The sequence below is a fragment of the Pedobacter sandarakinus genome (assembly GCF_026240095.1).
Classification (GTDB): Bacteria; Bacteroidota; Bacteroidia; order Sphingobacteriales; family Sphingobacteriaceae; genus Pedobacter; species Pedobacter sandarakinus.
Genome location: NZ_JAPIVG010000004.1, coordinates 460,384 through 473,242 on the forward strand (window position 1 = coordinate 460,384; position 12,859 = coordinate 473,242).

Annotated in this window: 14 protein-coding genes; 8 read left to right on the top strand and 6 right to left on the bottom strand. The window is 37.4% G+C overall.

Annotated features, from left to right (window positions below):
* Window positions 1-27 precede the first annotated feature (27 nt).
* From OQ268_RS13495 to OQ268_RS13505, 3 genes are read right to left on the bottom strand one after another with little or no spacing between them, the layout of a single operon-like run.
* Window positions 28-612, bottom strand: coding sequence for a riboflavin synthase (locus tag OQ268_RS13495; protein ID WP_265856749.1), 585 nt, complete (start codon window positions 610-612; stop codon window positions 28-30).
* Window positions 613-659: 47 nt separating this feature from the next.
* The gene (gene accC / locus OQ268_RS13500; protein WP_265856751.1) at window positions 660-2,177 is read right to left on the bottom strand and encodes an acetyl-CoA carboxylase biotin carboxylase subunit; all 1,518 of its coding nucleotides are present in this window, start codon (window positions 2,175-2,177) and stop codon (window positions 660-662) included.
* Between the two features lie 24 nt (window positions 2,178-2,201).
* Window positions 2,202-3,224, bottom strand: a complete 1,023-nt coding sequence (locus OQ268_RS13505) for a threonine aldolase family protein (protein ID WP_265856752.1) — start codon at window positions 3,222-3,224, stop codon at window positions 2,202-2,204.
* A gap of 219 nt (window positions 3,225-3,443) precedes the next feature.
* Here OQ268_RS13505 and OQ268_RS13510 point away from each other — a divergent pair, with 219 nt between their 5' ends.
* Window positions 3,444-4,304, top strand: a complete 861-nt coding sequence (locus OQ268_RS13510; protein WP_265856754.1) for an N-acetylglucosamine kinase — start codon at window positions 3,444-3,446, stop codon at window positions 4,302-4,304.
* A 75-nt stretch (window positions 4,305-4,379) separates the two neighbouring features.
* Here OQ268_RS13510 and OQ268_RS13515 read toward each other — a convergent pair whose 3' ends face one another.
* Window positions 4,380-5,069, bottom strand: coding sequence for an NUDIX hydrolase (locus OQ268_RS13515; RefSeq protein ID WP_056851726.1), 690 nt, complete (start codon window positions 5,067-5,069; stop codon window positions 4,380-4,382).
* 109 nt (window positions 5,070-5,178) lie between these two features.
* Here OQ268_RS13515 and pfkA point away from each other — a divergent pair, with 109 nt between their 5' ends.
* From pfkA to gap, 3 genes are read left to right on the top strand one after another with little or no spacing between them, the layout of a single operon-like run.
* Complete coding sequence (gene pfkA, locus OQ268_RS13520; RefSeq protein ID WP_265856757.1) at window positions 5,179-6,165, top strand: 6-phosphofructokinase; 987 nt, start codon at window positions 5,179-5,181, stop codon at window positions 6,163-6,165.
* Window position 6,166: 1 nt separating this feature from the next.
* The gene (locus OQ268_RS13525) at window positions 6,167-7,009 is read left to right on the top strand and encodes a hypothetical protein (RefSeq protein WP_265856759.1); all 843 of its coding nucleotides are present in this window, start codon (window positions 6,167-6,169) and stop codon (window positions 7,007-7,009) included.
* Between the two features lie 7 nt (window positions 7,010-7,016).
* On the top strand, window positions 7,017-8,018 hold the full coding sequence (gene gap, locus OQ268_RS13530) for a type I glyceraldehyde-3-phosphate dehydrogenase (RefSeq protein WP_265856761.1): 1,002 nt from the start codon (window positions 7,017-7,019) through the stop codon (window positions 8,016-8,018).
* A gap of 971 nt (window positions 8,019-8,989) precedes the next feature.
* On the opposite strand, the gene OQ268_RS13535 is transcribed toward gap, so the two are convergent.
* Entirely contained in the window at window positions 8,990-9,163 is a 174-nt protein-coding gene (locus OQ268_RS13535) for a hypothetical protein (RefSeq protein ID WP_265856762.1), read from the bottom strand.
* 183 nt (window positions 9,164-9,346) lie between these two features.
* Between OQ268_RS13535 and OQ268_RS13540 the strand changes: the two genes are divergently transcribed.
* Genes OQ268_RS13540 through OQ268_RS13555 form a run of 4 tightly spaced genes read left to right on the top strand, consistent with a single transcriptional unit; the run spans window position 9,347 to window position 11,662 of the window.
* The gene (locus tag OQ268_RS13540; RefSeq protein WP_265856763.1) at window positions 9,347-9,673 is read left to right on the top strand and encodes an ArsR/SmtB family transcription factor; all 327 of its coding nucleotides are present in this window, start codon (window positions 9,347-9,349) and stop codon (window positions 9,671-9,673) included.
* Between the two features lie 57 nt (window positions 9,674-9,730).
* Window positions 9,731-10,195 carry a DUF6428 family protein gene (locus OQ268_RS13545; protein WP_265856764.1) on the top strand — a complete coding sequence of 155 codons (465 nt, stop codon included), beginning with the start codon at window positions 9,731-9,733 and terminating at the stop codon, window positions 10,193-10,195.
* A gap of 13 nt (window positions 10,196-10,208) precedes the next feature.
* Entirely contained in the window at window positions 10,209-11,237 is a 1,029-nt protein-coding gene (arsB, locus tag OQ268_RS13550) for an ACR3 family arsenite efflux transporter (protein ID WP_265856766.1), read from the top strand.
* Between the two features lie 2 nt (window positions 11,238-11,239).
* A complete protein-coding gene (locus OQ268_RS13555) occupies window positions 11,240-11,662 on the top strand; it encodes an arsenate reductase ArsC (protein WP_265856767.1) in 423 nt (140 codons plus the stop codon).
* 771 nt (window positions 11,663-12,433) lie between these two features.
* On the opposite strand, the gene OQ268_RS13560 is transcribed toward OQ268_RS13555, so the two are convergent.
* The gene (locus tag OQ268_RS13560; protein ID WP_265856769.1) at window positions 12,434-12,766 is read right to left on the bottom strand and encodes a hypothetical protein; all 333 of its coding nucleotides are present in this window, start codon (window positions 12,764-12,766) and stop codon (window positions 12,434-12,436) included.
* Window positions 12,767-12,859 lie beyond the last annotated feature (93 nt).

Here is a 12,859-nt window from a genome sequence, read left to right on the forward strand (position 1 = left end):
TGCATATTCTGGTTAATGATACTATCCTTATCGATTCATCAATCTAGCAACGTACTTGCCAATAATGTCGAATTCCAGGTTAACCAAATCACCCACAGCAACTTCCTGTAAATTGGTATGCTCGAAAGTATAGGGAATAATGAAGACAGAAAATTCGTCAACAGCAGCATTTACTACCGTTAAACTGATACCATTAACACACGCAGATCCTTTTTCTACCGTTACATTACCTAAACTGGCATCATATTTAAAACGGTATTCCCAACTGCCGTCCAATGCTTCTCTTTTGATACAAGTAGCCGTTTGGTCTACATGCCCTTGTACAATATGCCCATCCAGGCGTGCATTCATCTGCATACAGCGTTCCAGGTTTACCTTGCTCCCAAGCTTTAATTGCCCTAAGGCTGTTTTGTTTAGGGTTTCATCGATTGCAGTAACCGTATGACTTTCGTCTTGTAGCGCAACAACTGTTAAGCAAACACCATTATGTGCTACGCTTTGGTCGATCTTTAGTTCATGACTAATTGGCGATTTGATCGTGAAATGGATATTTGTTTGATCGCGGTCTATGGCGCTAACTTCACCCAGGGTTTCAATAATTCCGGTAAACATAATTCTATTTGCTGCCCAATAAATATTAAACCTATCGGGATGATTTGTTAAAATTTCAATCTATTCTTTCTCCAACTAGATGGTTCATCAACAATTGGAGCAGTTACATCAACACGCTTTTTAGTTTGAAAAAATGCTTTTGCCACCAGGGCTGCAATTATAGCCTCATCTTCATTTTGTGCCATCAGCCTGTCTGGGGTAAAATATTTTGATACAAAGTGAGTATCAAACTGGCCCGACTTAAAGGCCTCGTGTTGCATTACAAACTTACCAAAACCCAAGGTAGTTTGTATCCCGGTAATCTCATATTCGTCGATAGCCCTTATCATTCTAGCAATAGCCTCTTCCCGGTCTTTACCATAGGTTATGAGCTTTGCAATCATAGGATCGTAGTAAATTGGAATCTCCATTCCTTGTTCAAAGCCATCATCTACCCTTACACCATTTCCTTTTGGTGTTTTATAGGTTTGCAAGGTTCCGATATCTGGTAAGAAATTATTGGCCGGATCCTCTGCATATACCCGAAGCTCTACCGCATGACCACCGATTTTCAAATCATCCTGCTTAAAACCGATGGCTTCGCCAGCTGCAATTTTTATTTGTTCCTTTACCAGGTCGATCCCAGTAATTAATTCTGTTACAGGATGTTCTACCTGTAGGCGGGTGTTCATTTCAAGAAAGAAGAAATCCAGGTTTTCATCAAGGATAAACTCTACTGTTCCGGCGCCTGTGTAATTTACAGAACGGGCAACATCTACAGCGCATCGACCCATTTTTGCTCTAATTTCTGGTGTTAAGATAGATGATGGTGCTTCTTCCACCACTTTCTGGTGTCGGCGCTGTACTGAGCATTCCCGCTCGAAAAGGTGTACAATATTGCCGTGGCTATCCCCTAAAACCTGGATTTCGATATGCCTTGGCGAAGTTACATACCGCTCAATAAAAACTGCTCCATCACCAAAAGCTGAGGTGGCTTCACTTACTGCAAGGTCCATCTGTTCTTCGAAATCTTCAACCCGCTCAACAACACGCATACCCTTTCCACCGCCGCCCGCGGCCGCCTTAATTAAAATAGGAAAACCCACTTCTACTGCCCGCTTTTTGGCTTCCCCAACATTAGAAATCGCCTCTTCGGTACCTGGAACCATCGGGATCTGATATTTTAAAGCCGCAGCCTTTGCCGATAGTTTATTTCCCATAGTTTCCATTGCAGCGGCAGAAGGACCAATCAAAATCAATCCTGCATCGGCAACCATTTGCGCAAACGCAGCATTTTCCGATAAAAATCCATAGCCAGGATGGATTGCCTCGGCATTAGTTTTTTTACAGGCCGCTATGATATTTTCGCCTACCAAATAACTCTGATTGGATGGCGCAGGGCCGATAAGTATTGCTTCATCTGCATAGCGTACATGCAAAGCATTTCTATCCGCTTCAGAAAATACGGCTACCGTTTTGATGCCCATCTCTTTCGCCGAACGCATAATACGCAGGGCAATTTCACCACGATTAGCAATTAAAATCTTAGTTATCGTTTTCTGGCTTGCTGTTAATTGATTTGACATTGGTTAGACGGGATATACAACTTTTTACAAATGTAATATTATTTCGATTGCATGGTCAATCATAGATGGCGTTAAACCTAAATGGGTAACTAACCTCACAGTGCTGGCACTAGTGGTGTTGCAAAGCAATCCTCTATTTCTGAGTTGACTTACGATTTTATCGGCTGTCCCGGTCGCTACTTCAAATATCACAATATTGGTCTCAACAGCCATTACTCCACGAACATAGTTTGTGCGAAGCAGCGCTTCGGCTATTGCTTTTGCGTGGAGATGATCATCTTTTAAACGATTCACATGATGATCGAGCGCATAGATTCCGGCCGCGGCCAGGAAACCAGCTTGTCGCATCCCCCCACCAAAAGCTTTCCTGATTTTTCTGGCTTTTTTGATCATATCTGAAGTTCCCAAAAGCACCGAACCTACCGGAGCGCCCAGTCCTTTAGACAAACAAACTGAAATGCCATCAAAATACTTTCCATAATCCTGTGCCTGGTCTCCAGTGGCTACTAAAGCATTGAAAATTCTGGCACCATCTAAATGTAGTTTAAGCTTTTTAATATTGCATAAATGATGGATAGGCGCAATCTGAGAAAGTGTATAGCACTTTCCGCCACCTTTGTTAACAGTGTTTTCTAAAACTACCAGGCTTGAGTTTGGATAGTGGATATTATCTTCATTAATCTCTGGTTCTATGATTTCTGGCGTCAAAATCCCTCTATCGCCATGTAATAACCGCACGGATGCACCCGAATGGTAAGCAATTCCCCCAATCTCGTAGCGGTAAACATGTGCAGTTTGGTCGCAGATCACTTCATCCATGGGCTGGGTGAAACACTTAATGGCAATCTGGTTGGTCATGGTTCCCGAAGGACAAAATAATCCGGCATCCATATTAAAGGTTCTACAGAGTTTTTCCTCCAATTCGTTAACGGTTTCATCTTCCCCGAAAACATCATCACCTATTTTAGCATCCATCATGGCAGCTAGCATTCCATCAGTTGGCTTGGTAACGGTATCGCTTCTAAAATCTAAAAAGTTGTTGTTCATGCTATAAAATTTGTAAAATATTTCTGACAAACAGAAAAAGAGTTGTTGCTTTTTGCATCTGTAATTTTAAGGTTTTAAGGCTATTAAAGCATCTATATAGTGTATTTTTTACACACTTAGTTTACAGTAACAACAAATTGTTAAAAAATTATTAAAAAAAAAGATACAAAATATAAGAGTTTTTATACTTTTATCGTGCTAAAACCAAAAATAAATAAAATGATAGTAATTGCAGACGGCGGATCTACCAAAACAAATTGGTGCTTGATTAACGAGGCCGGCAGAAAAATTTACTTTAATACCGAGGGTTACAATCCATATTTTTCGAAAGGAGAATATATTGTAAAGTCTTTAAATGAATCTCTTCCAGACCACTTGGAAAGAGAAAAATTAACCGCTGTTTATTATTATGGCGCTGGATGTTCTACCCCTGGTAATGTGAAAATTGTGGCAGATGCCATGAAACAGGTATTTACCCAAGCCGAGATCTTTGTTGGTCATGATTTACTTGCCTCTTGCAGGGCGCTTCTTGGAGACGAACCAGGATTTGCCGCTATTTTAGGAACAGGAACCAACTCATGCCTGTACGACGGAAAAGAAATAACCCTAAATATCGACTCATTAGGTTATTTTCTGGGCGATGAAGGCAGTGGATCTTTCATTGGAAAACGGATCTTGAGTGATTACATGAAAGGCTATATGCCTAAAGGATTGCGTGAAGCCTTTTATGATAATTATGCCCTTACTAACGAAGACATATTCGACAATATCTACAACAAACCTCTTCCAAACCGTTTCTGCGCAAGTTTTAGTAAATTTTTATACGATTTTAAAGACAGCTACGAAGATTACGCTTTTAGCACCATCGACTATGCTTTCACTGCATTTTTCGAAGCATTGGTAATCCACTACCCTAATTATAAAGACCACAAATTAAATTGTGTAGGCTCTGTAGGTTATAGTTTCCGCGACATCTTAAGTATTGTTGCTGATCGTTATGAAATGGGGGTTGGTAAAATCATCCGTTCGCCAATAGACGACTTGGTGCATTACCACTTAGAAATAGCAAAAAAAGGATAGTTAACCATACCTTTTCCAAATAAGAAAACCCTTGATTGTTGCAAATCAAGGGTTTTCTATTTTAAGGTATATCAGCTAGAATGAGATTTCTTTACCAAAAAGCTTGGCGTATTTTCGTTTATCGAAACGATAAAGTGTGGCTGCCCGATAAGAAACACCTTTTTGCTTTTCATCTAATTCTTTCAAAACGCCGAAGCTTACAATTTTTTTTCTGAAGTTTCGCTTATCAAGCTTTTTTCCTAAAACCAACTCGTAAACATGCTGCAGTTGGGTTAATGTAAACTTTTCTGGGAGTAGTTCGAAAGCAATAGGCTGATGCTTAATTCGCCTTTTGATTTTTTCTAACCCTTTATCATAAATTTTCTGGTGATCGAAAGCAAGTTTGGGTAGATCGGTAATGGGTAACCAGTTTGCTCTTTTAGCGTAAGTGCTAATAGGACGCAGCTCCTTATCGCCACCCAAGCGAATAAGCGCATAATATGCTAAGGTAATTACCCTACCTTGTGGATGTCGGTTTGGATCGCCAAAGGCATAGTACTGCTCCATGTAGATTCCACGAAGACCGGTAAGCTCATACAAAATTCGAGAGGCAGATTGATCCAGGCTTTCGTCTGCGCCCACAATATTGCCGGGCAGTGCCCACCAATCCTTAAATGGTTCTTCATTCCTTTCGATCAGTAAGATTTTTAGTTCCTTACCATCAAATCCAAATAAAACGCAATCTATTGAGAATACTGAATCTAAATGAGGTAAAATTTGTTCCAAGGTAAAATTTAATTATTTTGAGCAGATAAAGGTATGACTTTCAATATTAAGTAAAAAAAATAAAAAAAATTACTTAGTGTAAAAATTACACACTATATTCGTATCATAGATGAAGCCAAATATCAAAAATATAGCTGTACTTACTTCTGGTGGCGATGCCCCAGGAATGAATGCAGCAATCAGAGCAGTTGTACGTACCGGCATTTACCATGGCATTAATATGTTTGGCGTAATGCAAGGTTACCAGGGATTGATTACCGACAACATTAAACCGATGGATGCCCGATCTGTAAGCAATATTTTACATTTGGGTGGCACCATATTAAAAACTGCACGGTGCCTAGAATTTAAAACGGATGAAGGGCAACAGATCGCTTATAAAAACCTCAAAAAGAACGATATAGATGGTTTGGTCGTAATTGGTGGTGATGGAACTTTTACTGGCGCTAAACGTTTCTCTGAAACTTTTGGCGTTAAGGTAATTGGTATTCCGGGTACCATTGATAATGATCTAGCCGGATCGGACTTTACGCTGGGTTACGATACTGCCATCAACACTGTTATAGAAGCGATTGATAAAATTAGAGATACTGCAGACGCCCACGACAGGCTGTTTTTTATTGAAGTAATGGGAAGAGACTCCGGTTGCATTGCTTTAAGAAGTTCTATTGCAAGCGGAGCCGAGGCAGTTCTGTTACCAGAAAAAGAAACTGATGTTAACGAATTGATTAACAAACTGGCACTTGGTGCAGCAACAAAAAAATCATCGAGCATTGTTATTGTTGCCGAAGGGCACAAACAAGGCGGCGCCTATGACATTGCCAGGAAAGTAAAGGAGACATTTGATCATTACGATACTAAGGTTACAATATTAGGCCATTTGCAACGCGGCGGCAGCCCGAGCAGCTTCGACCGGATTTTAGGTAGCAGATTGGGTTTTGCTGCTGTTAATGCTTTAATTGCCGGAGAAACTGAGCAAATGGTAGGCTTACACGGTAATGCCATTAAACTCACCACCATTACAGAAGCTTTGTCTGCCCATAGTTTTAAACTAGAGCCAGATTTGATGGAAATGACTGAAGTTTTATCGATATAATATGATAGCAGTTGTATATAGTGGATCAAGGACGGCATTTTGGAAGATCACCCGAAATGGTAAAATCGTTGCGCACTGTAACACAACAGGTATTAATCCAACATTTGTAGATCCGAAAACGATACTGCAAATCCTGAACAAGAAAATAGTTCTGGTTAATCATGCAGAGAATATCAAGAAAATTTATTTCTTTGCAGCCGGGGCATCATCCGCAGACCGGAAAGAAGAATTGGCGAGTACACTATCATCATTTTTCAGATATAGCAAAGTATTTGTAGATAATGATTTGTTTGGTGCAGCGAAAGCAGCTTGCTACGATAAGCCAGGTATTGTTGGCATGTTAGGAAGCGGGTCTCACTGCGCCTATTTCGATGGAAAAAAGCCAATTGACAATAACTTTGGTTTAGGATACATTCTTGGCGATGAGGGGTCCTCTAACTATTTCGGCAAATTATTGCTAAAGCATTTTCTAAGCAAAAAGCTACCGGAAGATTTAGAAAACAAGTTTATAAGAAATTATAATATAGACCGCCCTCAAATTTTAGAACGAATTTACAGAAAGCCTCAGGCAAATATTTTTTTAACGTCTTTCTTTGATTTTATCACACAAAACAATCAACATCCATATATTTCAAAGATGATTGATGACGGATTGGAGGAATACTTTATTACATATGTATTGCCGATGACAAATCAACATCCTGATGAACCCGTACATTTTGTTGGAAAAGTTGCCAGCGAACTTGAAACGCAATTGAGGATTGTTGCAGCAAGACATAACATTAAAATTGAAACCATTATTAAAGAACCTATACTTAATTTATTAAAACATTACACTAATTAACAAAACAATGAGCAAAATAGGAATAAACGGCTTTGGCCGTATCGGCCGCCTGGTTTTCAGGGCCGCATTAAAAAGAGGATTGGATATTGTAGCCATCAACGATTTGATCGAGCCAGATTATATGGCTTATATGTTAAAATACGATACCACCCACGGTAAATTCGATGGCACTATCGAAGTGGTAGATGGTAATTTAGTTGTTAATGGCAAAACTATTCGCGTTACAGCTGAAAGAAACCCTGCAGATTTGAAATGGGATGCAGTAGGTGTTGAAGTGGTAATTGAATCTACTGGTTTATTTTTAACCCGTGCTGATGCTGAAAAACACATTGCAGCTGGTGCTAAAAAAGTTGTATTCTCTGCACCGGCAAAAGATAGCGATATCCCAACTTATGTTATGGGTGTAAACCACGATAAACTAACAGCAGACCAAACAATCGTATCTAATGCTTCATGCACCACCAATTGCCTTGCGCCAATTGCTAAAGTATTAAATGATAACTTTGGTATTGTTGAAGGTTTAATGAGTACGATCCACGCGGTAACTGCAACGCAGAAAACGGTTGATGGTCCATCTGCAAAAGACTGGAGAGGTGGCCGTGGTGGTTTCTCTAACATCATTCCATCATCTACAGGTGCGGCAAAAGCAGTAGGTATGGTACTTCCAGAATTAAAAGGTAAATTAACAGGTATGTCTTTCCGCGTTCCTGTTGCTGATGTTTCCGTAGTAGATTTAACTGCTCGTTTGGAAAAACCGGCTACTTACGAAGAAATTAAAGCAGCAATGAAAGCAGCTTCTGAAGGCGAATTGAAAGGCGTTTTAGCTTACACTGAAGATGAAGTGGTCTCATCTGACTTCATCGGCGACGATCATGCTTCTATATTTGATGCAAAAGCGGGTATTTCTTTGAACGATAACTTTGTAAAAGTTGTTTCATGGTACGATAATGAGTGGGGATATTCATCTGCACTTGCGAAATTTGTTGAATATTATGGAAGCTTAAAATAATTAAGCAGAAAACTAACGATTTTCTATAAGAAAAAAGAGCGAAATGCAGTTGCATTCTCGCTCTTTTTGATTTAAAACATTTCATAAACCAAAAAAAGCTTTTGAATGAATGTGATTTTGAAAGATACATGGAAATAATTGCTCTAATATTAATTAATAACAAATAATTGCAAGATATTTACCATAAATAATAGATTTAAAATCCTAAAATTGATTAACACGAACTTTTAATGGTCCATTTTGCTTTAAAGCACCAATATTTAACATTTATTTAACACATTTTAGTGGTATATTTGGGCTTTCATGGTTTTAAATCAGTTAAATAGATAAAAAACTGATTGTAATTAAAAAATGACAAAAAAAATATGCAAAAAAATCTTAGTGTATTTTTTACACTATCAAATTTTTTCCTATATTTGTAGAGTAATAAACGGAACGATGTTTGTTATGAATGAAAAAGAAAAAACATCCTGTTAGAAATTTGATTTTTTAATATAGGATTTAAGACAAAGCCTGGCTCATAACAGGTTTATATTTGGTTAGAAAAAAGAGATACGTCTGGATGGAGTATCTCTTTTCTTTTATACACTCTACTGGGATTTAAAAAGGTTTTTGTAAAGAAATTTGCTGCAAATAGATTCAGATAAAAACACTATAGAGCTATTGATTTCATTCAGAAGGTTCTCAATGGCTTCTAATTTTTTACCTCTTTTATTCAATTTATACATGATTAAGGCTTCTTCCGCAGCAATTTCGTTGGGACTTTGCACCGTTCCAATATCTGATTTTTTTGAGTCTAATTTCAATAATTGATCTTGGACAGTTGTCTTCACAATATTTGTCTGCAATTGACTAATAAATTGTTTCTTCTCAGAGAACTGAAAACATGTATATACTGAATGCATCCTTATAATAATCCGTTAGCAATTTCAAATGGTCAATCCATTGTATAACACGTTCTTTATCGAACTCTAATTACTATGATTTTTTTTGTTATCGGTAATCTCAACCAATAGCTGACTGAGTTTATGTGATAAGGTCTGGACAAAGCCTCCGCCATCGCCAGCGAAACTAACACCCAAATGATTGAATACTGCTCTACCAAAAGATATCGTATTTATTCTATCTAAGCGCTGTAATCTCACTCCGATACTTATTAGACAAAAATAATCATTGTATCCAATAAATTTAATGAGGTTATACACATGTTTTTATATGGTAATGAATGGTTATTTTGCCACACTCGTTCGCTTTTACGAAAACTTAACACGTAATAATTTGCATTAATAAAACCTATATCGTAATATTGCAATATAAAGATTCTTATAATGGGAGCATCGAAAACAGAACACTTTACAGAAAAGCAAAACCAGATTGCTACCATAATGAAAGCACTGGGTCATCCTGCCAGAGTTGCAATAATAGAATATCTATTGGAGGTAAATGCTTGTATTTGTGGAGATATAGTTAATGAACTTCCATTGTCTCAACCAACGGTTTCCCAGCATTTAAAAGAACTAAAAAATGCCGGATTGATTAAGGGCAACATTGAAGGAAATTCGATTTGCTATTGCATCGATGAAAACGTTTTCAGCATCCTTAAATCTTACTTCTCGAACATTGTTTTAACAGTAAATGAAAAAAGATGTTGTTAGACATTTTTTTTGAATACCTATATCGTAATATTGCATTTTAACTATAAACAAATAAGCATGAAATTATCAGAAGTTAAACAAATCCTGCCAACCTTGGAAAATGTAGAATTTCAGTTGGAAAACGGCTCTTTCGTTCCAGAATATTTCCACGTAACGGAAGTTGGTACTATAACTAAAAAGTTTATTGATTGCGGTGGTGTAGTTCGTGATGAAACGGTTGTAAGTTTTCAGCTATGGAACGCAGACGACTACGAACATCGATTAAAACCAAACAAGCTTTTAAGTATTATCAATCTTTCAGAACAAAAATTAGGGATTGATGATAACGACATTGAAGTAGAGTACCAGAATGAAACAATTGGTAAATATGATTTGGGCTTTAATGGCGAAACGTTCATCCTAAAAAATAAGACTACTGCTTGTTTGGCACAGGGAGCTTGTGGAATCCCTCAAAAAACCTCAATAATTAATTTAGCAAGCAATAGCAATTCATGCTGTTCCCCAGAATCTGGATGCTGTTAATAATAGAAACATTATGCAGCCTAAATTAAAATTCCTGGATAGATACTTAACGTTATGGATATTCTTAGCTATGGGCACTGGCGTAGCTTTGGGTTTTCTAATTCCCAATATTACCAACTTAACTAACTCATTATCTTTCGGTACAACCAATATCCCGTTAGCAATAGGTTTAATTTTAATGATGTATCCACCACTCGCCAAAGTAGATTATTCATTGCTACCAAAAGCATTTAAAGATAAAAGAGTAATAACTATTTCATTAGTATTGAACTGGATTATCGGACCAATACTAATGTTTGCCTTGGCAATAATATTTCTCCATAATGAACCAAACTATATGATAGGGCTAATTCTAATTGGTCTTGCTCGCTGTATTGCGATGGTTATCGTATGGAATGACTTGGCTAAAGGGAATAGAGAATATGGGGCGTTGTTAGTTGCGTTAAATAGCATTTTTCAAGTACTATCTTACAGTTTTCTCGTTTGGTTGTTTATAAACGTTTTACCAGATAAGTTAGGTTTTGCAAAATTTGATGTAGAAGTTCCGATGCATGACGTAACGGAAAGTGTAATGCTATATCTTGGAATTCCTTTTTTAGGTGGCTTTCTAAGCCGCTATATCCTCACAAAATTCAAAGGAAGGGAGTGGTACAATAGAAAGTTCATTCCTACTATATCTCCAATTACTTTATATGCATTATTATTTACGATAGTATTAATGTTCAGTTTAAAAGGTAACAAGATTTTAGAATTACCTATGGATGTAATAAAGGTTGCCGTGCCTCTAATCATATACTTTATCATCATGTTTTTAATCAGTTTTTTAATCGGTAAATATCAAAACATCCCTTATGATAAAAATGCATCGATAGCTTTTACAGCAACTGGAAATAATTTCGAATTAGCTATTGCAGTTGCAATTTCCGTGTTTGGTATTCATTCTCCACAAGCTTTTGTAGGTGTTATCGGTCCACTGGTAGAAGTTCCAGTATTGATACTATTAGTAAAGGTAAGCCTATATCTAAAACAAAAATATTATTAAAAATGAAAAAGAAAATTTTAGTACTCTGCACGGGAAACAGTTGCAGAAGTCAAATCGCAGAAGGTTATTTAAAGCAATTTGCAGGTGGTAGAGCCGATGTTTACAGTGCAGGAATTGAAACACATGGGGTTAATCCTAAAGCGATTGAAACGATGAAAAACGATGGAATTGACATATCCAACCATACATCTAATAATATCGATGAATATACTAATCTAAGTTTTGACTTTGTTATTACTGTATGTGATAATGCAAAAGAGAACTGTCCGTTCTTCCCAACTAATGCATTAAGATTTCATGAAAATTTTCCTGACCCTGCAAAAGCCACAGGGACGGATATTGAAGTTCAACAGGAGTTCGAAAGAGTAAGAGAGCTGATTAAAAATTACTCAAAAGAGTTTATCAGCAAAAACTTACCATCATAAACATTTACTAGAAAGCGGACGATGCGTTGAGTCAAACCCGCTTTAGTATCTTATATTAATTTGATCAAAGTTACCAGTTCTTTACGTATTCAGTACCATTACATCAGGTGGATTTACTACCCGAGTGCCATTCCACTACCTTTAACTTGTTCCTCCGATTTATCAGCACATCCACCATTTCAAACACCTCGGCACCAGTCGCATTAGGTTCTCCCGCATTTTTGATTGTATTACGTTGTTCCATTCCATCAAGATCTACTGGGGTATCGTCGCTATCTGTTATTTTATACGTCTGAATGGAGCATCTCCTGTCTTATTTTCAAGGTAAACGTCATGATCGGAAATTGGTTGGCAAATTGAATCTCATTTCATCATACATAAAATAGATTTAAGGTTTGCTCCTATTTGCATTAAACCTTATACTGCGCTGTTGAACAGCAGCGGTAGACCATGCATAAAAAAAGCTTTCCTGTGGAGGAAAGCTTTCAGTTTTAATCTAAATCGTCCCGGTGATTTAATTCTAACTTGAATCAAATATAGTTAGGCCTATAAACAATACCAACAACTTATGCGATATGTTCGCCATTGTGTGCATCTCCGGGAAATAGTGTAAATTAATGTAGCGGTAGAACTTATAAAAACCGTGAAGAAGATAGCCAATCGTAAAATAGCGTGAACCCACTGTGGATTTAGGTTTACATATGCCACCTTCACAAGATTTAATCAAGCCAGCGTAAAATCAAACAAGAAAGGTGAAGATGTAAGAAGAGGTTATGCAATTCCCTGCGTTGAAGCAGTTTTCATTCGTTTGTTGGCGAGCTGATTTAACCAGGTGAAAATCCTGAGCTTAGTTCCATCGTAATTCGAAACCGCATTCCATGCATCAATATAGGTTTGCTCCAGAATAACACAAGCCTGATCTTTATTATCAACTTTTCTTAAAATATTTCCGAACAACGCTGGTGCGTACTCTTGATAAATAATTTTAAATGCCTCGCAATCCTTAGCCTTAAGCCGAGCGAAAAAACTATCTTCTTCAGCTAATGCAACCCTTAAAGATGGTTCAATTTCTTGATAACGTGGAAAGGTTATAGATGCCTGCATGCTTTTGGTACTTATTAAGGGTTAACAATAAGAAGTGCTTATTGTTCGACGCAAGACAAATAAATAAACAACTAATCGGAATATTAGCCAATC